This window comes from Deinococcus planocerae (genome assembly GCF_002869765.1).
GTDB classification, from domain to species: domain Bacteria; phylum Deinococcota; class Deinococci; order Deinococcales; family Deinococcaceae; genus Deinococcus; species Deinococcus planocerae.
Map to the genome: position 1 here is coordinate 21,886 of NZ_PNOR01000036.1, position 23,153 is coordinate 45,038.

The 23,153-nt window shown below is 68.4% G+C and carries 15 protein-coding genes and 2 CRISPR repeat arrays; of the genes, 13 read left to right on the forward strand and 2 right to left on the reverse strand.

The window, feature by feature from the left end:
* Positions 1-4: 4 nt before the first annotated feature.
* The 13 genes from A7B18_RS17310 to cas2e all read left to right on the forward strand — a co-directional run bounded on the left by A7B18_RS17310 (position 5) and on the right by cas2e (position 19,785).
* Positions 5-886 (forward strand): EamA family transporter, encoded by an 882-nt coding sequence (locus tag A7B18_RS17310; protein WP_102127946.1) that lies wholly within the window; start codon positions 5-7, stop codon positions 884-886.
* Positions 887-1,000: 114 nt separating this feature from the next.
* Positions 1,001-3,469, forward strand: coding sequence for a heavy metal translocating P-type ATPase (locus A7B18_RS17315; protein ID WP_102127947.1), 2,469 nt, complete (start codon positions 1,001-1,003; stop codon positions 3,467-3,469).
* 182 nt (positions 3,470-3,651) lie between these two features.
* Positions 3,652-7,642: direct repeats of the CRISPR family, unit length 29 nt; unit sequence CGGTTCACCCCCACGCGAGTGGGGAAGAC.
* Between the two features lie 262 nt (positions 7,643-7,904).
* Positions 7,905-8,051 carry a hypothetical protein gene (locus tag A7B18_RS22070; protein ID WP_180970215.1) on the forward strand — a complete coding sequence of 49 codons (147 nt, stop codon included), beginning with the start codon at positions 7,905-7,907 and terminating at the stop codon, positions 8,049-8,051.
* A gap of 64 nt (positions 8,052-8,115) precedes the next feature.
* A complete protein-coding gene (locus A7B18_RS17320) occupies positions 8,116-9,771 on the forward strand; it encodes a DNA-binding protein (RefSeq protein ID WP_102127948.1) in 1,656 nt (551 codons plus the stop codon).
* 76 nt (positions 9,772-9,847) lie between these two features.
* Entirely contained in the window at positions 9,848-10,894 is a 1,047-nt protein-coding gene (locus A7B18_RS17325; RefSeq protein ID WP_245872942.1) for a helix-turn-helix transcriptional regulator, read from the forward strand.
* Between the two features lie 25 nt (positions 10,895-10,919).
* Positions 10,920-13,748 carry a CRISPR-associated helicase/endonuclease Cas3 gene (locus A7B18_RS17330; protein WP_102127950.1) on the forward strand — a complete coding sequence of 943 codons (2,829 nt, stop codon included), beginning with the start codon at positions 10,920-10,922 and terminating at the stop codon, positions 13,746-13,748.
* Complete coding sequence (gene casA / locus A7B18_RS17335) at positions 13,745-15,358, forward strand: type I-E CRISPR-associated protein Cse1/CasA (RefSeq protein WP_102127951.1); 1,614 nt, start codon at positions 13,745-13,747, stop codon at positions 15,356-15,358. The genes A7B18_RS17330 and casA overlap by 4 nt, the downstream gene beginning before the upstream one ends.
* Positions 15,324-15,953, forward strand: a complete 630-nt coding sequence (gene casB, locus A7B18_RS17340; protein WP_102127952.1) for a type I-E CRISPR-associated protein Cse2/CasB — start codon at positions 15,324-15,326, stop codon at positions 15,951-15,953. Before casA ends, casB begins: the two co-directional genes overlap by 35 nt.
* Positions 15,950-17,197 carry a type I-E CRISPR-associated protein Cas7/Cse4/CasC gene (gene cas7e / locus A7B18_RS17345; RefSeq protein ID WP_102127953.1) on the forward strand — a complete coding sequence of 416 codons (1,248 nt, stop codon included), beginning with the start codon at positions 15,950-15,952 and terminating at the stop codon, positions 17,195-17,197. Before casB ends, cas7e begins: the two co-directional genes overlap by 4 nt.
* Entirely contained in the window at positions 17,197-17,850 is a 654-nt protein-coding gene (gene cas5e, locus A7B18_RS17350; protein WP_102127954.1) for a type I-E CRISPR-associated protein Cas5/CasD, read from the forward strand. Before cas7e ends, cas5e begins: the two co-directional genes overlap by 1 nt.
* On the forward strand, positions 17,850-18,503 hold the full coding sequence (cas6e, locus tag A7B18_RS17355) for a type I-E CRISPR-associated protein Cas6/Cse3/CasE (protein ID WP_102127955.1): 654 nt from the start codon (positions 17,850-17,852) through the stop codon (positions 18,501-18,503). Before cas5e ends, cas6e begins: the two co-directional genes overlap by 1 nt.
* 12 nt (positions 18,504-18,515) lie before the next feature.
* On the forward strand, positions 18,516-19,499 hold the full coding sequence (cas1e, locus tag A7B18_RS17360) for a type I-E CRISPR-associated endonuclease Cas1e (RefSeq protein WP_102127956.1): 984 nt from the start codon (positions 18,516-18,518) through the stop codon (positions 19,497-19,499).
* Positions 19,453-19,785 carry a type I-E CRISPR-associated endoribonuclease Cas2e gene (cas2e, locus tag A7B18_RS17365; protein ID WP_102127957.1) on the forward strand — a complete coding sequence of 111 codons (333 nt, stop codon included), beginning with the start codon at positions 19,453-19,455 and terminating at the stop codon, positions 19,783-19,785. The genes cas1e and cas2e overlap by 47 nt, the downstream gene beginning before the upstream one ends.
* A 62-nt stretch (positions 19,786-19,847) precedes the next feature.
* Positions 19,848-22,133: a CRISPR direct-repeat array (repeat unit 29 nt; unit sequence GTGCTCCCCACTCGCGTGGGGGTGAACCG).
* Between the two features lie 71 nt (positions 22,134-22,204).
* On the opposite strand, the gene A7B18_RS17370 is transcribed toward cas2e, so the two are convergent.
* Both A7B18_RS17370 and A7B18_RS17375 read right to left on the reverse strand, forming a co-directional pair.
* A complete protein-coding gene (locus A7B18_RS17370) occupies positions 22,205-22,390 on the reverse strand; it encodes a hypothetical protein (RefSeq protein WP_102127958.1) in 186 nt (61 codons plus the stop codon).
* A 150-nt stretch (positions 22,391-22,540) separates the two neighbouring features.
* The gene (locus A7B18_RS17375) at positions 22,541-22,927 is read right to left on the reverse strand and encodes a replication initiation protein (RefSeq protein WP_102127959.1); all 387 of its coding nucleotides are present in this window, start codon (positions 22,925-22,927) and stop codon (positions 22,541-22,543) included.
* Between the last annotated feature and the right edge of the window lie 226 nt (positions 22,928-23,153).

A 23,153-nucleotide genomic window follows, 5' to 3' on the forward strand; every position in this document is an offset into this window, starting at 1 on the left:
AACGATGGCTGAAGCGAAGACCGCTCTTCAACTCCCACGCCTGGCGGGTGGCGTGCCGCCCCACGCCTACTTCCTCGTCAGTGCGGTCTTCCACTACCTGGGACCCGCCTTCGCTGTCCTGCTGTTCGCCCGGGTGGAGGTCCTGGGCGTGGCCTGGCTGCGCATCGCCAGCGCCGCGCTGATCTTTGCCGTGTGGCGACGGCCGTGGCGGACCTTCGCGCGTGCTCAACCGCGGGAGCGCCGCCTGATCCTCGCCCAGGGCGTGGTCCTGGGACTGATGAATTCGTGCTTTTACCTCGCCATCGACCGGCTTCCCCTGGGCACCGTCGGCGCCATCGAGTACGTGTTCTCCATCGCCCTCGCCGCCTTCGGGCTGCGCTCGTGGCGGAACTGGGGGGCGCTGGGTCTGGCGGTGGCGGGGGTGGCCCTGCTGACCCAGGTGCGGCTGGGCGGATCACCGCTGGGCTTCGCGCTCGCCTTCGTCAACGGTCTGCTGTTCATGCTGTACGTAGTGCTGGGCCACCGCCTCGCGCGCGACGGGGGCGGGGCGGGCATTGACCGCCTGGCCGCCGCGATGCTGGTGGCGCTCGTGGTCGTCATGCCGCTCGGGCTCCGCGAGGCATGGCCCGCCCTCACATCCCCGGCCCTGCTGCTGGCGGGTATCGGGGTCGGGGTGTGTTCGTCGGTCATCCCCTACATCTGCGATCAACTGGCGATGGCCCGGCTGCCGCGCGCAACGTTTGCCCTACTGTTGTCGCTCCTGCCCGCCTCGGCGGCCTTGATCGGCGCGGTGGTGCTTCGCCAGATTCCTACCCTCCTTGAAGTCCTGGGCATAGGCCTGGTCGTGCTGGCCGTGGCCGTTCACCAGGAAAGAGCGAACGGATGACTTGCCCGTTGGGTGACTTCGCCAGCAAAGCGCACGCCTAACTCCTTTTACAGGAGCTGAACACATCGGCTCTACGTTGGCCCCACACGCCTGGGGAAGGCGAGAGGGGGCACGATGACACACCACCACGAAGGGCACCACGGGCACCGCGCAGGCGGGAGCGTCCTGGAGGTCTCGTTCAGGAATTGCCACGACGCCAGCGAGTACGCCGACCTGGAGGGGAATCTGGCTCGGGTGCCGGGCGTCACCAGCATCCACCTTGACCGCACCCGGGGAGTCGCGCACCTGGGGTACGACCCCGGGAGAGTGACGTCGGAGGAGTTGGAAAGGCGTCTGCACACGGCCGGGTACGCCTGCGACTGCGAAGACGAGCGCCCCTCCACCGCCCAGCCGGGCCACCCCCAGGTCGGTCACGAACACCACGGCGGGAATCCGGTGGCTCAGGGGCAAGCGAGTCACGCTGGACACATGGGCGCTGTCCACGATCCACACGCAGGGCATCACCCCCAAACCGCCACAACTCACCAGACGGATCACAGCGCTCACGCCGAGATGGGCCACGACGAGCACGCGGGCCACGGCGCCGAGATGGTGCAGGGCATGCTGCGGCGCTTCGTGGTATCGCTGCTGCTCACCCTGCCCATCGTGCTGTTCTCGCCCATCGGGGAGAGCCTGGGGTTTCGCCTGGCTCCACCACTTGGCCTGGACATGGCATGGTTCGGGCTGATCCTCGCCACCCCGGTCGTGTGGTGGGGCGGCTGGCCGTTCATCTCCGCCGCCTGGCGGGCCCTGAAGCGCGGCGAGGCGAACATGATGACCCTGATCGCCACCGGCATCCTGGTCTCATACTTGTACTCGCTCTGGGCGACGATCTTCTTGCGGACGGATGAGGTGTTCTTCGAGGCCGCCGCCATGCTCACCACGTTCTCGCTTGCCGGACACTGGCTGGAGATGCGCTCGCGCTTCGCCACGGGCAGGGCGGTGGAGGCCCTGCTGAGGTTGGCGCCTTCCACAGCCCGGGTCGTGTGGGGCGGCCAGGAGATCGAAGTGCCGCTGGAGCAGGTGGTGGTCGGGGACGAGATCTTGGTGCGCCCCGGGGACCGGGTGCCGGTGGACGGCGAGGTGGTGAGCGGTCAGTCCTACGTGGACGAGAGCATGATCACCGGCGAGCCGGTGCCGGTGAGCAAGAAGGGAGGAGACCGGGTGACGGGCGGCACCGTGAACCAGAACGGCGCCTTTCACTTCCGGGCAACGGCGGTGGGGGCAGATACGGCCCTTTCCCGCATCGTACAGATGGTGCAGAACGCGCAGGCGAGCAAGGCCCCGGCCCAGCGCCTCGCGGACCGGGCAGGCAAGTCCCTGGTGTTCGTCGCCCTGGGCAGTGGCTTGATCGCCTTCCTGATCTGGTTGTTCCTGGGGGCTGGGGTCGTGTTCGCGCTGACTGCCGCCGTCTCGACTGTCGTGATCGCTTGCCCAGACGCTCTTGCTCTCGCCACCCCGACGGCGATCACGGTCGGTGTCGGGAAGGGGGCGCGGGAGGGGGTGCTGTTCAAGAACGCGACCGCGCTGGAGGCCACGGCCGGGGTGGACACCGTGATCTTCGACAAGACCGGCACCCTGACCGAGGGCAAGCCCGCCCTCACCGACCTCGTGCCCGCACCGGGCGGAGACGAACTGGAACTGCTGCGCCTGGCCGCCTCTGCCGATCAGCCCTCCCAGCACCCCCTCGCGGAAGCCATCGTGCGAGGGGCACAGGAGCGGGGCGTGGCACTGAGCCCGGCTCAGGACTTCGACTCCATCCCCGGTCGCGGCGTGCAAGCACAGGTGGACGGGCGGTGGGTCCTGATCGGCAACCGCAGGCTGATGGAGCAGAAGGGCGTGCTGCTGGGCAGCAGCGAGGCCGGGGTCGAGCGCCTGGCCGGGGACGGCAAGACGGCGATGTACGTCGCGGCGGACGGGCGACTCTTGGGCGTGGTCGCGGTGGCCGACCGGATCAGACCGTCGGCGAAAGTGGCGGTGACGGAACTGCACCGCCTGGGCGTCCAGACCGTGATGCTCACCGGAGACAACCGCCGCACGGCGGAGGCCGTAGCCCGGCAGCTCGGCATGGACACGGTGATCGCGGACGTGCTGCCCGAGCAGAAGGCGGCCCAGGTCCAGGAGTTACAGGGCCAGGGTCGCAAGGTGGCAATGGTGGGCGACGGGGTGAACGACGCTCCTGCTCTGGCCCAGGCCGAGGTCGGCGTGGCGATTGGGGCGGGGACAGACGTGGCCGTGGAGACCGCCGACGTGGTGCTGGTGAAGAGCGACCCCGCGAGTGTGGCGACTGGCATCGCCCTCGCCCGCCAGGTGCAGGGCAAGATCACGCAGAATCTCTTTTGGGCGGCGATCTATAACCTCCTCGCCATCCCCTTTGCGGCGGGCGTGCTGTATCCGGCTTATGGCGTCCTGCTGCGCCCGGAATGGGCCGCCTTGCTGATGAGTGCGAGCACCGTCATCGTGACCGTGAATGCCCTGCTGCTCAACCGGCTGCGCTTCGAGCGGGCCGCTGCTTCGGCGCCGCGGCCCCTCCCGGCGACCTGACGGCAAGAAGACGAGCGGGACCAAACATGCGCAGAAGCGTGGCCCGGTCCCGCTTGAGCCAGTGGTGGAACAAAAAGATGGATGGCCATCAGCCGCATGGGCGAGGGCTTAGCGTTTGTTCTTGCGCCGCTACTGGCATCACCCCAAGACCAGGGGCTCACCCTCAAACACGTCACCCTTGGCGGTTCACCCCCACGCGAGTGGGGAAGACACCCTGACCGTCTGGGCTCGGCCAGGACTACCCGGTTCACCCCCACGCGAGTGGGGAAGACGTTACCCCCGAGCCCGCCCCCGACCTGGGGACCGGTTCACCCCCACGCGAGTGGGGAAGACCTCGGGCGTCTTGTCGGGGTCCGGCTCAGGCTCGGTTCACCCCCACGCGAGTGGGGAAGACGGCGTGTTCGCCCCCCTGCGGGAACGCGCCTTCGGTTCACCCCCACGCGAGTGGGGAAGACTGAGGCGCATACGCTCTACACCACGCATGAGCCGGTTCACCCCCACGCGAGTGGGGAAGACGAGGCAGGCGAGAAACTGCCGGACCTGCTCCTCGGTTCACCCCCACGCGAGTGGGGAAGACGCGGGCAAGGCCGTCCTCGCCGCTGACCCCGACGGTTCACCCCCACGCGAGTGGGGAAGACGACACAAATTGAGGACGGCCCCAGGCCGCTCACGGTTCACCCCCACGCGAGTGGGGAAGACATCCAATGCCATGTTCTTAGAGTGCCAGGTGACGGTTCACCCCCACGCGAGTGGGGAAGACGTGCCGACGCGCCAGGCGTCCGGGGAGAGCCGCGGTTCACCCCCACGCGAGTGGGGAAGACACTCGGACTCGTGGGCGGTCACGAGGCACCGCCGGTTCACCCCCACGCGAGTGGGGAAGACTGTCTGAGGCGGTCACGGCGGGGCCCGGTCAGCGGTTCACCCCCACGCGAGTGGGGAAGACGACACAAATTGAGGACGGCCCCAGGCCGCTCACGGTTCACCCCCACGCGAGTGGGGAAGACGCGCGCGTCTCTGAGGGGGCCGCGCCCTTCGCCGGTTCACCCCCACGCGAGTGGGGAAGACTCGCGGCGGTTGTTGCGACTCTCGGTTATACCCGGTTCACCCCCACGCGAGTGGGGAAGACGAGCTGGTGGACTACCTCGGCTTCCCGAAGAACGGTTCACCCCCACGCGAGTGGGGAAGACCCGTCTTTGACGTGCTTCTCGTCGTCCACGAGCGGTTCACCCCCACGCGAGTGGGGAAGACCCGCGCCTTCTCCGGGTCGGTGATGACGTTCTCGGTTCACCCCCACGCGAGTGGGGAAGACGAAATATCCGGGTGCTAAGTGGTTGATGGCCCCGGTTCACCCCCACGCGAGTGGGGAAGACCTTCCACGCCGCCAAAGAGTGTCTTCAATTGGCGGTTCACCCCCACGCGAGTGGGGAAGACAGTTCGCCTCATGGCTCGTGGGTGACGCGGAGCGGTTCACCCCCACGCGAGTGGGGAAGACTTCACGTCATCCTCCTCACCCCGCAGCGGGGCCGGTTCACCCCCACGCGAGTGGGGAAGACTGACGCCCGGCTCTCAACATCAGGGGGTGCGCCGGTTCACCCCCACGCGAGTGGGGAAGACCGCCTTCAAAGAGAACCGCGCCCGACCAACGGCGGTTCACCCCCACGCGAGTGGGGAAGACGCCCTGCGCTGTGACGCCAGGGCGTGAATCTCGGTTCACCCCCACGCGAGTGGGGAAGACCCCGAGGGCACCGCCCGGCGCGTCTATAGCGACGGTTCACCCCCACGCGAGTGGGGAAGACGCCTTCGTCCATAGCGTGTTGACGGTTGCCAGCGGTTCACCCCCACGCGAGTGGGGAAGACGCCCGCTACAAAGGCTGGCCCGAGCCTATCCACGGTTCACCCCCACGCGAGTGGGGAAGACTGCATCCTCTGTGTGATGGGCTGCGCGAATGACGGTTCACCCCCACGCGAGTGGGGAAGACCTCCTGCGACACCCGCTTTTCCGCCTCGGCAACGGTTCACCCCCACGCGAGTGGGGAAGACCAGAGGTCGCCCGCCATCATGGCCACCGTGAGCGGTTCACCCCCACGCGAGTGGGGAAGACACGACGACCACCACGGACCCCACCCTCGAACTCGGTTCACCCCCACGCGAGTGGGGAAGACCTCCTGCGACACCCGCTTTTCCGCCTCGGCAACGGTTCACCCCCACGCGAGTGGGGAAGACCCCGTCAGTCCCCACCAGAGGCGCTGGTACCACGGTTCACCCCCACGCGAGTGGGGAAGACCTCGCGGTAGGCGGCGCGGGCGTCGAGACCTTCGGTTCACCCCCACGCGAGTGGGGAAGACCGCACGCTCGTGCCCGACACCTCGCCGAAGTTCGGTTCACCCCCACGCGAGTGGGGAAGACAGCTCGGCCTTGAGCGCCTCGGCGCCCTCGTCCGGTTCACCCCCACGCGAGTGGGGAAGACGGCCCCGAGCAGGGGGATCAGGTCAGGCGCCTCGGTTCACCCCCACGCGAGTGGGGAAGACCGCGTCGAGGTCACCGACACCACCATCCGCATCGGTTCACCCCCACGCGAGTGGGGAAGACTCCTTGATCTTCTTCTTGTCGCGCTGGCGTGCCGGTTCACCCCCACGCGAGTGGGGAAGACCCCCTCGCCGAGCGCCCCCGTCGCCGGGTCGCCGGTTCACCCCCACGCGAGTGGGGAAGACTAGATGTCCTGGCCCATCTGGGTCTGGCTCATCGGTTCACCCCCACGCGAGTGGGGAAGACGTGGCGGTCGCGGTCATCTGCGCCCTGCTCGTCGGTTCACCCCCACGCGAGTGGGGAAGACAGCCCCCTTGACTTCTTGATGGTGGAGGCGAGCGGTTCACCCCCACGCGAGTGGGGAAGACGGATTCCCGGTATTTGGATCACCGCGAGGGTCGGTTCACCCCCACGCGAGTGGGGAAGACACGCTCTCCAATGCGGCGCGCGGCACGACGACCGGTTCACCCCCACGCGAGTGGGGAAGACTCGTGGTGCAGCGTGTACAGCAGCCCGTTGACCGGTTCACCCCCACGCGAGTGGGGAAGACCGGTCGCCGCCGCCGTCACGGACGCCTGTGCCCGGTTCACCCCCACGCGAGTGGGGAAGACTTCAGGGCCACGTGTGCGGCCTCCTCCGCACGCGGTTCACCCCCACGCGAGTGGGGAAGACCTGCCCGCAGGCCCAGCAACACACCATGCCGTCGGTTCACCCCCACGCGAGTGGGGAAGACTTTCCGGGCCGCCTGCGTGCTGCCGCGCCAGTCGGTTCACCCCCACGCGAGTGGGGAAGACCCCGTGGGGCTCACCAGCGGCGCCCGCGCCTCCGGTTCACCCCCACGCGAGTGGGGAAGACGACACCGCCGCGCGCCGCCTCTCCGGGGGTGGCGGTTCACCCCCACGCGAGTGGGGAAGACGCGGAGGGAGGGGTGAGCCGCTTCGACGACGCCGGTTCACCCCCACGCGAGTGGGGAAGACGTGCTCGCCCCCGGTGAACTCGTCATCGACAACGGTTCACCCCCACGCGAGTGGGGAAGACTGGTACAGCGGGACGACCCCCAGCGAGGGTGCCGGTTCACCCCCACGCGAGTGGGGAAGACGGCGTGAACAGCTACGTCACCTCGAACTTCGACGGTTCACCCCCACGCGAGTGGGGAAGACGCCCCGTACAACGGGCTGAAGGCCCCCCAGCGCGGTTCACCCCCACGCGAGTGGGGAAGACTGCCACGTTCAGGCTGCCAGGGTGGGGGCGCGCGGTTCACCCCCACGCGAGTGGGGAAGACCCGGTCGAGGGGGCCTGGGCGGCGGCGAGCGTCGGTTCACCCCCACGCGAGTGGGGAAGACCTCGCCCCGTCCCCACCCTGGGGGACCTGCGTCGGTTCACCCCCACGCGAGTGGGGAAGACAGCGGCTCCCCCGAGGCGAGAGCGGCCATGACCGGTTCACCCCCACGCGAGTGGGGAAGACCTGCTCACGAGGCGGTGGACGAGGATGGTGACCGGTTCACCCCCACGCGAGTGGGGAAGACGTCTTGCCCGTCTGGGCACCCATCACCAACACCGGTTCACCCCCACGCGAGTGGGGAAGACGCGCCACCAGGTCGGGTTCGACCCCACGCGCCGGTTCACCCCCACGCGAGTGGGGAAGACACTTCAGAAACACGGGAAGAAACGCCGTTCACCTCTTCCCAAGTATCAAGCGGCTGAAGTGCTCAGCTCACATTTTCATGCGACCCGCCGGGTAGGCCGTTCTCAGTGTCCGGCCTCGCGCGCCTAGGCGCAAGCCATTCTGCGTCAAAACCTGTCGCGCACCGCGGCGACCAGCCCTTTCGCGGGTCAGACCGACTCTTGCGCCCGAACGGTGGTTGCGGCGCATTGCGCTCCAATTCAAACCGCCGTTCCTGGAGCGGTCATGAAAGCAACGGTTCGGGTGTTGGGCTTGGTGCTGGCGTTGGGGTTGGGCCTGTCTTGGGCGGGGGCGAATGATCTGAGGGCGGAGGTGACGTCCGGCACGGTGATGCCCGACGGCGACAACAGCAAGGGTGGATTCGGCGGGTAGGCCGCGCGGTCACGTGGGCGCCCCCAGGTGGGGCGCTTTTTCATGATTCGCTAGACTGCCGAACGTGGTGACGTCGCGCTCGGTGGTGGAGGATCTGCTCGCATCGGCGGCAGCGCTGCGAGAACTCGGACGGTGGGCCGGGGTGGAGGTCGCGCTGCGCCAGGCACTGGAGGCAGTGACCAGCGACACCCAGGGCGCCGCCGTGCTGGAAGAGATGATGCAGGTCCCGGGGGCGGTGCGTGGCGGGTCGCCCGCATGGCAGGTGCTGAATTTGTGGGTCTGGTGCGTGAACCGCTGTCCGCAGGAGATCCTCGACTTCAGCGCCGATCTGACGCTGCCGCCCGAGGGCGCGGTCTATCGGACGTGGGCCCTGGCCCGCCTGGGCCGCGAGGTGGAGGCGCTCGCATTGCTGGAGGAGGTGTGGCCCGTGCTCACCGGGGCCACGGTGGGCTTCGCGTGGCGGGTGCGGGCCCAGGCCTTGGCGTCGCTGGGAACCCCGGGGTGGCGGGAGGCGTTCCGGGCGGCAGCGGGATTGCTCCAGGGGCGGCGGCGCAGCTTGAGCCTAGCGGAGGAGGGACACTGGCTGAACAGCGCGGGTCTTTCTGCCCATGCCCGCGAGACCTGGCGGGAGGCCCTGGCGGGGTTCGAGGGAGACGTGTTTCACCAGGCCTGGCTGCGTTACAACCTGGGTGTATCCGCCTTCCGGGACGGGGCGCCGGAGGCCGAGCACCACTTTCTGGCGCTGATGGCGCTCTCTCGCCGCGCCGAAGCCAAGCGCTTTGCCAGCCGCGCGTGGTGTGGCCTGGGAGCGTTCAGGAGGCTGCACGGGGAGTGGTCGCGCGCAGAGTACGCCTATCACCGGGCACTGCACGAGGCGGGCGGGGATTGCGACGACGAGGTGGAAGCGCGGTGGGGCATGGGGCACCTGCGCAGGTTGCAAGGTCTGCCGGAGGTGGCCCTTGAGGAGTTCGGGCGGGGACGGGCGCGCGGAGGTGAGCGCGCGCGCTGGCTGCATGTGGACGAGGCCTGCGCCCACGCGCAGGCGGGCCACCCGGCGCAGGCGTTCCAGGCCCTGGCGCAGGGAGGGGACGCACTGGGCGCGCACGCGGGGCAGGTCGCCGTGGTGCGGGCCGAACTGGCGCGTCAATCAGGCCGAGGAGACGAGGCCCGGCTTCACCTGAGGGACGTGGAGCAGCGCGGCACTTGGGTGCGCGAGGAGCGCACCTGCTTTCCAGCGCTCTTCACCCTGTTGGAAGAGGCCGGGGTGGTTGCTGCGGTCACGGAGACCCGGTGCACCTGTGTGGAGGTGCGCGCGGGTGGGGTCTTGCAGGTGCTCGTGAATGGCCGCGCCGTGCCGCTCGCACCGACCGGGCGGGCAGCGGAGCTCCTGGTAGCGTTGTTGGAGTTGGACGGTGGGGCCAGCGTGGAGGCCCTGACGGGGTGGTTGTATCCTGGACCGGGCACGAGGACCCGTCCGGCAGCGCAGCGGCTTTCAGCCTTGACACGTGAGCTGCGCGAGGTCCTGGGCTGGCGGGAAAGCGTGCAGGCGCGGCGTGGCGCTTACCAGCTCGACCCGGCGACCGAGTGGGTGTACGACGTGGCGAACGCTCGTCAGCAGGCGGCGCCCCTGCCCGCATTTATGACCGGCGTGTACAGCGACTGGGTGGTGCGGCGTCAAGCCTGCCTTGATCAGCCGACGCTGTGGAATGACATAGATTGACTCGGGTTTTCGTCTGCACGTAATAAAAATCACGAGATACGACATCATCGCGACAATGCAGTCGTACGCTGGGGTCATGCCCGACCTACGACCGATGAGTCCTGACGAGGCCTACGGCCGCGCGAAGGACGACCGCAACCGACCGCCCGCGCTGGTGAGGGTGAAGGCTTGGCGCCTGTTTGAACTTCAACGCCTTCTGCGCGAGAAGCCGCGCACGGCCCAGGAACTCGCCGACCACTTCGGGGTGGCGAGGCGCAGCGTGCAGCGCGACTTGCGGGCCCTTGCAGAGGGTGGCCACGGCCTGGAGCAGCGGGGATATACCTACGCACTCCGGGGCACGGTGCCGCACCTGAACGCGGTGGAGGCGCTCGCCGTCCATGCCGCCGCACGCCTGCTGTACCATCACACCCCGGCGTTCAACCGCCACTACCGGGAAGGGCTGATCAAGCTGGCGGCCATGCTGCCCGAGCCCGCGCGCAGCGTTGCCCTGCGTTCTGCCGAGCATCTGCCCCACAGGCCAGACGAGAGCCAGGCGCTGGAACTCGTGGCACAGGCGTGGTTCGAGCGGCGCGTGCTGCGTTTCGACCACTGCAAACCCGGCCAGCGCGAGCCCGAGCGCGGCTTCGAACTCCAGGTGTACTTCGTGGAGATCTCGCGCGAGAACCTCGTCCCCTACGTGATCGGTTGGGAACGTGCCCGGCGGGGAGCGATGCGGACGTTCAAGCTCTCACGCATGCATCATCTCGCCCTCCTCAAGGACACCTTCGACGAGGCCCTCGTGCGCGACTTTGATCCGCGCGCCTACCTCTCGGACGCGTGGGGGGTCGTGGGCGGCCAGCACGTCGGCAGCGTGACGGTTCGGTTGCGTTTCGAGGCGGGCGCCGCGTACCGCATCCTGGAGGGCGGCTACCCCAACATGAGCGAGCCGATGAAGCACGGGGACGGCGCCGTGGAGGTCGACGTTCGTGCGGGCGTAGACAGGAGCGGCCTGCCGCGCGAACTGCTGCCCTTCATCTTGGGCTTCGGCCCCCGCGTGGAGGTTCTCTCCCCACACAACGTGCGCGAGCACTGGCTCAGCGAGCTGCGCGAAACCCTTCGTCGCCACGGCGGCGACGCGATCTGACGCGGCGGGGTGGGAAGGTGACGCCATGAAGGCCGATGAACATGACACGCGGGGGCTGAGCCGCCTCCTGTGGGCGAAAAGCGACCGCGGCGCCGAGAAGGGCCGCTGGAAGCCCGTGCTGGCGCACCTGCTGGACGTGGCCGCCTGCGCCTGGCGGCTGCTGGACCTTGAACCCGAGGCGACCCTGAACCAGTACGCCCGCGACTTCGGATACGCGCCTGATAAGGCCGGACGGGACGCCACGCAGCGTTGGGTGTGCGCCCTGATCGCCCTGCACGACCTGGGCAAGGCCAGCCCGGCGTTTCAGCAGAAGTGGGTGGACTGGCCCAAGAAGGCTGAGGCCGCCACCCTCGGCCTCACGTGGGGCATGGGCAGCACGAAGCCTTACCCACCGCCGAATGACGTGTCGCACAGTCAAGTGTCGCAGCGGACTCTGCGCGAAATCTTGCAGGACGAGCGTCTTGGGCCAGCCTGTGGCTGGAATTTTGAAGTTGCAGATGCGGTCGCGGATGCGGTCGGCGCGCACCACGGCTTCCGCACTCCCGAAGCAGAGATCGGGAGAATCAGGGAGTACGACCTGGGCACGGACGCCTGGGAGGACGCGCGCCGCGAGCTGTTCGTGGCGGTGCTCACGGCCTTGGGGGTTGGCGAAGCACCGAGCATCACCGAGTTCGGAGGTGGAGCGTATATGCGCCTCGCAGGCCTGACCAGTTTCGCGGACTGGGTGGGTTCCAGCTTCGATTTGACGCGCTTTGAGCACGACTTGCTCGATAATCCCCGGGCCTACTTCAAACAGCACGCCGTCCCACAAGCGCGAGAGGAACTGCGAGACATCGGCTGGGAAAAGCGTGAGCATCTGGTGTCCAGCGTCGATGCCTTCGCGCGGGTCTTTGCGTACCTCGCGCTGGACGGGCGACCCTTTCAGCCGCGCGACTTGCAAACCGCCGTGGAGGACATTGTGCGCTCCGCCAGCGCACCTACGCTGCTGCTCGTCGAAGCCCCGATGGGTGAGGGGAAGACGGAGGCCGCGTGGTACGCGCACCTCGCCCTACAGAACAAGCTCGACCACCGCGGCCTCTACATCGCATTGCCCACGCAGGCGACCGGGAACGCCATGTTTACCCGCACTGCCGAGTTCCTGGCCCAGATGCGCGCAGGCCGCAGGGCTCCGGCGCTCGACCTGCAACTGCTCCACGGCGGCAAGGATCAGAACCGCGCCTACCGCGATCTTCAGGTGCAGCCCAACACCGAGGAGGACCAGCCCACCGCCGTGCGCGCCCGTATGTGGTTCACCCACCGCAAGCGCGGCCTGCTGAGCGAGTACGGCGTGGGCACGGTGGATCAGGCGCTGCTGGGCGTGCTGCCCGTCGCGCACCAGTTCATCCGCCTGTGGGGTTTGGGGAACCGCACCGTCGTGCTGGACGAGGTACACGCCTACGACGTGTACACGGGCAGCCTGATCGAGAACCTCGTGCGCTGGCTGCACGCCCTGGGCTCCAGCGTCGTGCTCATAAGCGCCACGCTGCCGCAGGCCAAACGGGAAGCCTTGATGCGGGCGTACGGCGCGCTGACCATCGACCCCGCCCCCTACCCGCGCGTCACCTGGGTGCAACAGGGCGAGACGCGTGCCCGGGCCCGGCACGTGCCCGCCGACCCCTCCCGTGCCCTGACCGTGGGCCTACGTGCCCTGAACGAAGACACGCTCAGCCTGGCCGAGCAGGTGCGTGAGCTGCACGGTCAGGGTGGCGTCGTCGCCGTTGTCGTGAACACCGTGCAGCGCGCGCAGGAGCTGTACCGCGAGGTGTGCCGCCGTCTGCCGAAAGACGAGGTGCTGCTCTTCCACGCCCGCTACCGCAGCAAGGATCGTCTGGAGCGCGAGGAATCGCTCCTCGCCCGGCTGGGTAAGCCCGGCAAGGACGTCGAGCGCCCGAAGCGCTTCGTGCTGATCGCCACGCAGGTGGCCGAGCAGAGCCTCGACTTCGACGCGGACGTCATGCTCACGGACCTCGCGCCCGTGGACCTCATCTTGCAACGCGCGGGCCGCCTGCATCGCCACCGACGGGAGGCCGAGGTGCGTGGCGCCCACCGGGAGCCCCTCCTGTACGTCGCGGGACTGGCCGCACAACACGTGCCCGACTTGCACGGCACGCGCTGGAAGTACGTGTACCAGCCCTTCGCCCTGCTGCGCGCGTGGCTCATTCTCCGGGACCGCACCGGGATTCACCTGCCGGGCGACGTGGACACCCTCGTGCAGGCTGCGTACGCCGAGCGTGACCCGCCCGGCCTCCCCGACGAGGTGCGGCGGGAACTCGACGCCGCCCGCGAGAGGCAGCACACCCAGAGCGCGAGGCACGAGAACGCCGCCCTGCACGCGGGGATTCCCCACCCGGCGCACTTTCTGCCGAAGGTACTCGCCCCCGACTGGCAGGACGACGACCCTCGCGCCGACGACGACCCCGCTCCGTCCCGAACGCGCCTGGGGAGCGAGAGCGTCACCGTCATCCCGCTCTTTTTGCAGGACGGCGAGTACTGCCTGGACCCGGGCGGCGAACGCGCCCGGATCAGCAAGAAAGACTTCGACGCTGACCCCGGGAAGAAAGCCGAGCAGGTGCGCTACCTGCACGCGCACGCCCTGCGCCTGGGCCGCCGCGAGGTCGTGAACGGCATGGGGGCGCACGCGAGGGCGCACTTCCCGAAGGGACTGCACTGGAAAGACATCGCCGCGCTGCAAGACACGTTACCCCTCGTCCTCGAGAACCACGGCGGACGCTGGGAAACCACCGTGCAGGAGGTGCGCGTCGAGCACGACGCTGACCTGGGTATCGTCTACAACGCCCCCCGGGAGGACGAATGAGCGACCACTACGACCTGCTGACCGAGCCCTGGATTCCCGTGCGTCCGCTGGACGGTTCGCCCATGCGTGAGGTGGGGCTGCGCGAGGTGCTGCTGCAACCGGAGCACTTCGCCAGCGTGGAGGGTGAGACGCCCCTGATCACGGCGGCGCTGTACCGCCTGTTGCTCGCCATCCTGCACCGCGCCCTCAGGGGGCCGCAGAGCGCCAGGGAGGCCGCGCGCTGGTTCGAGCACGGCTGGAACGAAGATGAGCGCGCAAAGATCGAGGCATATCTGGGCGTCCCGGGGCGGTTCGACCTGCTGGGCGACACGCCCTTCATGCAGGTGCCGGACTTGCCGCTGGACGGCTTCGCACAGTCCTGGGAGCGGCTGGGTGCGGAGGTGGGCAGCGGCAACACCACCATGCTCTTCAACCTGTCCTTTCGCAAAGGGCACGCGCCGCCCCCCGTCACGCTCGCGCAGGCAGCGCGACGCCTCTTGGAACATCAGGCTTTCGTCCTGGGAGGCTTGACGCGCAAGTTCACGCATGCGGGTTCAGGTGCTCCTGCCGCCACGGCCGCCCTCGTGATGGCGCGGGGGGAGAGCCTGCGCGAGACGTTCGCGCTGAACCTCGTCCCATACGCGCCGGAAGAGGGTAAGGACGCGCCCCCCTGGGAGTTACCACCCCTCTCCGTGAAGGACCTGCGGGCGCTGTACCCAGATGGTCAGGCCCGGCGGCGTCCAGTGCAGGGCATTGCCCAGGCGTATGCGTGGCAGAGCCGCGGCGTGAAGCTGTACCCGGTAGAGGAAGAGGGTCAGCCCGTGGTGCGCGTCATCGCGCACGCGGAGGGCGTGCCGCCCGAGGTGGCCGAGCGGTTTCGCGACCCTATGACCGCTACCGTTCCGCTGAAAGACGGCCGCCTGATCTCGCTCAGCCTGGACCGTGAGCGGGCCTTTTGGCGCGACTTCGAGGCCATCGTCCCCGAGCGGGCGAAGCGCGTGACGCTGGGCGGGGACGGCCAGCCCATCACTGTCTCGGGCACCGAGCCGCCCGTGCTGGACCACGCGATGCAGGTGTGTCGCCGACTCCGGCGCGGCCAGGTGCCGCTCATGGTGTTCGGGCAGGTGACCGAGCAGGGCAAGATTGAATTGTCGCGCAGTGAGGCGTACGCGCTGCCCGTGTTCGGTGACACCGAGAAGAAGGTGCCCGCCGCCATCTCTACGGCCCTGGGCAACGCCAACGTGGTTGGGAAGGCGGTGAGCGCCACCACGCGCTTTTTGGCCGAACACCTGCTGGCCGTGGGTGAACGCAAGCCCCACAGGGACGACGTGGCAAAGCTCGCGCAATCGTTGGGAGGCGCCCAGGCGTACTGGTCCGCGCTGGAGTTCCCGTTTCGCTCGTTCCTCGCCACGCTGGCCGAACGGGGCGACGTGGCGGCGCTGGAAGGTTGGAACGCCGAACTCGACCGTGCCGCCCGACACGCCTGGAGCGTGGCGAAACGGGAGGCGGGGACAGACGCCCGCGCCCGCCGCGCCGTCCACGAATCGGAGGGCTATCTCATGAAGACCTTGTTCGACCTGCGAAAGGGGGAAAGCGATGACACAAGCACCAGCGCCACCCGCCCGGCTTGAGCGCGAGACGGCCTTTTTCGAGGGCCTGTCCCACCTGGAGCGCGGCAGGCTCGCGGAGCTGAGGCGCGGCGCGAGCCTGGAGCCCGACCAGCGCCCGTACTTTTTGGAGCGGCTGCTGCTGGAGCACCTGCCGAACTGGCAGGGCTGGGCGCGCGAGGCGGCGTATCTCGTGGCGAGCCTGTACGCGCTCGTGGAACGCCCCAGCGCGGATGGCACGCCGGGAGAAACCGAGGACACACAGGACGCTGCGGCTAATCCCGCCGCCTGCCCGCGCCGCGCCAGCCTCGGGCGCGACCTCGGCAAGCTGTACCGCGACCAGGACGAGCGCCCCAGCACGGAAAAGCGTTTTCTGTCCCTGCTGGACGCTGACGAGGCGCAGTTCCCGTACCAGTTGCGGCAGGTGGTGACGCTCCTGAACGCGTCGGACATTCGCCCGTCGTGGCCGCACCTGCTCAGCGACGCCCGCGCCTGGGGCCACCCGGACGCTCGTGAGGCAATTCGCGACCGTTGGGCGCAGGATTTTTACCGTGCGAGCAAATCTGCGGCCACCGACCCCGCCGACCCCGCCCCCACCACCCCGGAGGAGCCCCGATGAAGAGCCTGCTTGAAATCCACATCCTGCAAAACTTCGCGCCCAGCAACCTCAACCGCGACGACACCGGCAGCCCCAAGGACGCCTACTTCGGCGGCGTGCGCCGTGCCCGCATCAGCAGCCAGAGCCTCAAGCGCGCCATGCGCCAGCACTTCGACACGCTGCCGCTGCTGAGTGCCGGTGACCGGGCCGTCCGGACAAAGCGCGTCACACAGGAACTCATCGACCGTCTCGTACGGCTTGGGCGACCCCAAGGTGAGGCCCTCGCCAAGGTCACGGCGGCGCTAGGCGGCATGAAGCTGACCGTCAAGTTCGAGACGAAGGACGGTGTGACCACGCACAAGACCGAGTATCTGCTGTTTCTGGGCGACCAGGAACTGACCCGCATTGCCGAGCTGATCCATGCCCGGTGGGATGACCTAGCGGCCAGTGAGGGCGGGGACAAGAAGGGCAAGGATGCGAAGAAAGTGGCGAAAGCCGCTGTCGCCCCCGACCTCTCAAAGGCCATGTTGAACGCCCTCGATGGGGGCAAGGCCGTGGACGTGGCCCTGTTCGGGCGCATGCTCGCCGACCTGCCAGAACGCAACGCGGACGCCGCCGCGCAGGTGGCGCACGCCCTGGGCACGGGCCGCATGGAGCGTGAGTTCGACTTCTACACCGCCGTGGACGACCTCAAGCCGGACGACACGGCGGGCGCCGACATGCTGGGCACGGTGGAGTTCACGAGCGCCACGTACTACCGCTACGCGAACCTCGACCTGGAGCAGTTGCGCGGCAACCTTCAGGGTGACGATGACCTCGCGTTGCGCGGCGTGGAGGCGTTCTTGCGCGCGAGCGTGTTCGCCGCCCCCAGCGGCAAGCAGAACACCTTCGCGGCGCACAACCTGCCGGACTTCATCGCGTTCACCGTGCGCCGTGAGGCCAGCCCCCGTAACCTCGCCAACGCCTTTGAGAAGCCCGTGCAGCCGCAGGGCGGACTGAGCTTGCTCGCGGGCAGCCTGAGCGCGCTGGGCCGCGAGTGGGAAAAGCAGGAGCGCATCTTTGCGCAGCCCGGCAGCACGCACTACCTGAACGTCAAGGACGAACGCGATGTGACGTGGGAAGAGAAGGGGGACGGCGAGCAGGTGGTCCGGGGGGCCCTGCCCGGCCAGCGCGTGCCGGACCTCGAAAGCCTGATTCAGAGCACCATGCGCGAGGTGCGCGCCGCCCTCGGCGTGACCGGGGGAACGGCGCAGGCGGGGGACTGATGCCCACGCTGCTGCTGCGCTTGCAGGCCCCCATGCAGTCTTGGGGCAGCCGCTCGCGCTTCGACGACCGCGATACTGAACTGGAGCCTACCAAGAGCGGTGTGCTGGGCCTCGTCGCGGCGGCGCTGGGCGTACCGCGCGACAACTGGACAGAGTTGGAGCCGCTGACCCGCTTGCGCTTCGGCGTGCGCGTGGACCGCGAGGGCGTGCCACGCACTGACTACCACACCGCGCAGGAGGGGCGCGCCACCGCCGTCACGCGGCGCCACTACCTTGCGGACGCCGCTTTCCTCGTCGGGCTTGAGGGGGACGTCACATTGCTCAGGCGCATCGAGGATGCCGTGAGAAACCCCGTCTGGACGCTCTTTCTGGGACGTAAAAGTTTCCTGCCCACGCGCCCGCTGTTTTTCGAGCAGGGCGGCCTGCGCGAAGCGTCCCTTGAGGACGCGCTGCGGGAGCATCCTGCCTTGGCGAGCGGTGACGAGGACACCGTACGCTACGTGATAGAAGCCCTGCCGTCCACGCCTACGGCCCCTGGACGCGCCCTGGGCGCCAGAACCGATCAACCCATGGGCCCGTTCTCCCGGCGCACCTATGCGGCGCGCCCCGTCCACATCTGGACGGAGCCCCATCCTGCCCAGGAGGTGGGCTGATGTACCTCTCCCAACTCGTCCTCAACGGCCGCTCCCGCCAGGTCCAGGCCGACCTGCGCAACCCCTACGACCTGCACCGCACCCTGACGTTCGCATTCGCGCCCGAGGGCGAGGGGTTGCCGGACGGCGAGCGTCCCCTGTGGCGCCTGGACGGCGAGCGCCCGCCGACCCTGATCGTGCAGAGCCGACACGCGCCCGACTGGGGACAGGTGCTGGCGCGGCACCCCGGCTACCTGGAGACCTTCCGCACGACCCTTCTCGACGACGCGAAGCTGAACGCCCTGTCTCGCACGGACGTGCCCTACCGCTTTCGCCTGCGCGCCAACCCCGCGGTCACCAAGCGCGCCGAGCGTGAGGGCGACGCCCGCACCCAGAAGCCCAAGCGGTACGGCCTGTACGGCGCCCGGGAGCAGGCGGGCTGGCTCGTGGCGCAGGGGGAGCGGCACGGCTTCGTCCCGGAGCGCTTCGAGATCACGCAGGCCGAACGTTTCCGCGCCCGCAAGGGTGGCGCCCGGGTCACGCTCAGCGCGGCTACCTTCGAGGGCGAACTGCTCGTCCGCGATCCCGGGCGCTTTAGGGCGGCCCTGCGCGACGGGCTGGGGCACGGCAAGGCGCTGGGGCTGGGGCTGCTCAGCCTCGCCCCCACCTGCTGAGGGAGATGGGTCATGGCCGAGTCCCAGCGGGTGATCTGGCGCAAGCAGAACCTGCGCGAGTTGCCGAAGTTCCGCGACGGCCTATCGTACCTGTACCTCGAACACACCCGCGTCGAGGTGCAGGACCGAGCCATCGCCTGCCTGCACGTCCAGGGGATGGTGGACGTGCCGGTCGCGGCCCTGGGGGTGCTGCTGCTCGGCCCCGGCACCACCGTCACCCACGCCGCCATGCGGGCGCTCGCCGACAGTGGATGCAGCGTGGTGTGGGTGGGGGAAGACGGCACCCGCTGCTATGCCAGCGGGACGGGGGAGGCCCGGTCGAGCAAGCGGCTGCAACAGCAGGTGCGGCTGTGGACGGACGACGAGGCCCGGTTGCGCGTGGTGCGGGAGATGTACGCCCTACGCTTCTCCAAGCGCCCGGCAAAGCACCTGACCCTGCGGCAGATTCGAGGGATGGAGGGGGCCCGGGTACGCGACACCTACGCCCGGGCCAGCGAGCAAAGCGGCGTGCCGTGGTCGGGGCGTGACTACCAGCGGGAGAGCTGGAAGGCCGCCGACCCGGTAAACCGCGCGATCTCCAGCGGCAACGCCTGCCTGTACGGCCTGGCGCACGCGGCCATCCTCTCGGGCGGGTACAGCCCGGCCCTGGGCTTCATCCACACCGGCAAGCAACTTTCATTCGTGTACGACATTGCTGACTTGTACAAGACGGAGATGGTGGTGCCCGCGGCCTTTCAGGCGGTCTCGGAGCTGCCCGAGAACATCGAGTCGCGGGTGCGCGCCAAGGTGCGGGCGGAGATCACCCGCACCCGGCTCTTGGAGCGGATGGTGAACGACCTGCACGCCTTGATGGAGGCGGACCCGGAGGGCGAGGACCCCTTTGAGGCGGACGAGGCCCGGCCTGGCGACCTGTGGGACCCGGAAGGCGACGTGGAAGGGGGGGTAGCCTATGGTGGTGATCGTGTTGGAGAGCACGCCGCCGAGCCTGAAGGGTGAACTCTCGCGCTGGATGGTCGAGGTCACGACGGGGGTCTACGCGGGACGGGTTAATGCCTTGGTACGCGACCTGCTGTGGGAGAAATGCGTGCAGCACGCGCGGCGTGGCCGCTGTTACCAGGTGTACCGCACGAACGCGGAGCAGGGGTTCGCGATTCGCATGCACGGAGACGCGTTGCGAAGTGTGGTGGACTTCGATGGCTTAGAATTTGTGGCGGCCAAGAACGCACAGTGGGCCGAGAGTCAACCGGGCAACACGCCAGAGAAGCATGACAATGTGACTTAGACTCACCCGCCGCTCGATACTTCTTGGGGGTTGAGCGGCGGTTTTCGTCGTGTTTCTGAAGTGTGCTCCCCACTCGCGTGGGGGTGAACCGGCCACGAACGAGTACGACTTCGAGGCCCTCTAGTGCTCCCCACTCGCGTGGGGGTGAACCGTGGTCCACGTCGAACACCGCGAGGGCGAGCTGGTGCTCCCCACTCGCGTGGGGGTGAACCGCCGGGTGAGCAGTGACCCTAGACGACGCCATCGTGCTCCCCACTCGCGTGGGGGTGAACCGCGGGTCTCCACGCACGCGGCCTCCGGGGTGAGGTGCTCCCCACTCGCGTGGGGGTGAACCGGAGGCCCGCCAGTGACCCCCGACATGCCGATAGTGCTCCCCACTCGCGTGGGGGTGAACCGGATTTCACGCCGCCCGCGGTCATTGACGTGCCGTGCTCCCCACTCGCGTGGGGGTGAACCGCGGAGAGGGGGGCGCGATGCGGCCTCTGACTCGTGCTCCCCACTCGCGTGGGGGTGAACCGCCGCCGCGGTCACGCTCCACGTCCACCCGGGGGTGCTCCCCACTCGCGTGGGGGTGAACCGATCCGCGCCCTTCCCATCACCTTCATGGACGCGTGCTCCCCACTCGCGTGGGGGTGAACCGCAGATTCTCGCCGAGCGCGACGGGGGGCTGCGGTGCTCCCCACTCGCGTGGGGGTGAACCGGCGGACGGGAAGCACATAGACCTGATCAACTTGTGCTCCCCACTCGCGTGGGGGTGAACCGGGCAAGAAGGAGTAAGCATGGACGGCAATCAAGTGCTCCCCACTCGCGTGGGGGTGAACCGAGGTCGGAGAGTTTGTTGCGCTCGTCCCCATTGTGCTCCCCACTCGCGTGGGGGTGAACCGGGAAACCGCCCCCTACGTGTGGCGTAGGCAGGGTGCTCCCCACTCGCGTGGGGGTGAACCGATCACCGCCGAGGCCAAGCTGTCCGAGGCCAAGTGCTCCCCACTCGCGTGGGGGTGAACCGACCTTGAGGCTGTTGAGTTGGGTGGAAACGATGTGCTCCCCACTCGCGTGGGGGTGAACCGGTGGTGGACGGGGGGGAGTGGGGGGAGGAGGAGTGCTCCCCACTCGCGTGGGGGTGAACCGTGGGTGCCGTTGTATTCCTGCCAGGAGTTCGCGTGCTCCCCACTCGCGTGGGGGTGAACCGGTCCTCGGCGCGGCCGTGCTCACGCGGTCATCGTGCTCCCCACTCGCGTGGGGGTGAACCGGGCAAGAAGAAGACCGCCCCCCCGGGCGTGCCGTGCTCCCCACTCGCGTGGGGGTGAACCGCACATGCTGGGCCTGGCCGGGAACACCGAGGCGTGCTCCCCACTCGCGTGGGGGTGAACCGGTGTAGCGGCCCCTGGGCAGCAGGAGGGTCTGGTGCTCCCCACTCGCGTGGGGGTGAACCCCCGCCTCTCTCAGAAGATCGGAGCCGCGTTGGGTGCTCCCCACTCGCGTGGGGGTGAACCGAAGGCGGTGCACGCGCATTTTAACGGGGTCCTGTGCTCCCCACTCGCGTGGGGGTGAACCGCCGCTCACCAGGTTCAGGGCGACGGGGTCCCCGTGCTCCCCACTCGCGTGGGGGTGAACCGACGGCGGCAGGCACGTTCGGAGCCGATGAGCAGTGCTCCCCACTCGCGTGGGGGTGAACCGCCCTCCTGAGTGCCGCCCTGGAGCCCCGTGACGTGCTCCCCACTCGCGTGGGGGTGAACCGTAAGCCTCCCAAGTTAACCAAGTCTCTATTGCGTGCTCCCCACTCGCGTGGGGGTGAACCGAGCCTCCGCTCCCGGCGCCTCCAGATTGACCAGTGCTCCCCACTCGCGTGGGGGTGAACCGTCGAGGAAGGCACGAAGCTCGCTCATGGCCGTGTGCTCCCCACTCGCGTGGGGGTGAACCGGTGAGCGACCTCAAGGCCTCGCTCGGCCAGGTGTGCTCCCCACTCGCGTGGGGGTGAACCGCACGTCGGCGGCGATGCGGACGGGGACAACGTGTGCTCCCCACTCGCGTGGGGGTGAACCGGCATACGGCGTGACGGGCAGGAACTCAGATATGTGCTCCCCACTCGCGTGGGGGTGAACCGCGCTCGCTGACCGCCTCAAGGCTCTCATCAAGGTGCTCCCCACTCGCGTGGGGGTGAACCGGTCACCTACCGCGTGGACGGTGAGCCGGGGTAGTGCTCCCCACTCGCGTGGGGGTGAACCGCCGGTGAACCTGCGGCCCGTCACCGGCCATATGTGCTCCCCACTCGCGTAGGGGTGAACCGGTATTCGGCACCGAGGAGCGCTTCCACGTCTCGTGCTCCCCACGCGAGTGGGGGTGAACCCGCTTTGTAGGTAGCCGTGCTTCTGTAACTCCTCATGGGCGAGGGCCAGTCGGCTCTTGAGCTTGCTCGCGGTCAGCGTCTCGTAGTCAGGGACTCTCCCCAGGAGAGGAGTGGCAGGGTGATTGACTTCTGCACCTGCCCGTCCATATTCCGCAGACTGTCGAGCACCCGGTACAGCCCCCGGCCCAGGACGTTCTTGATGCTCTGGTACAGCTCCAGGTTGAAGGTCCGGGTATAGCCATTGCGGATGCTCCGCACGATGGGGTCGGGAAGCTGGATGCGCAGCAGGGTGTCGGCGCGCAGGTCCCGGAATTCCTCGGGCGCCTCGTTGCGGGTAAGAGTCGTAGCCGCCGCGAGGAAGTGGAAACTCTGCGACAGCCGGGTCCTGGACCGACCGTCATACCAGCTCTACAAAATCTTGTAGTCGGCATTGCGCATGCGCTCCAGGGACTCGTGGACGGCCTGCACGGCCGGTGCTGAGACAGTCATTCCCGCCATCACCATCAGATGGTGTGCGGTCGTGACGATGATCCCCGTCTCCGGCATTCCTTGATCCACGAAGAGGGAGGTCAGCGCGGCGTACACGTCGTTGTCGAGCCGGTGGGGCACCACGTGGCCGCCCTGGGCCTGGCAAACCAGCCGGGTCTCGTGAAAGGCCGTCTCGCCTTGGAGGATGTGCCGGGTGAAGCTGGTCCGCTCCGAGGAGATCTGTTGAACGGTCAACAGCGGGGCGAGCTGCACCATGTTGCGCTCCAGGTGCCCCTGTTTCATGGGAAGCACCGCCTGCTGGGTCATAGATTGATTGTAACTGGCGATGGCTTGTCCTCGGCGTACCTCTGCCGCTCGACCAGCTTTCGCGCTGATGATCAAATCTTTTTAAAAGACAGGTATAAACAGGACTTTGTCACTTCCGTTCAGGCTCATGGGGACGCTCCCCGCAGTTGTTCCCCGCAATGCGGACACCGATCGAGCCGGACCTCCTCCAGGGTCCGGCTCGCTTCTCGCCGGGCCTGTGGCAAGG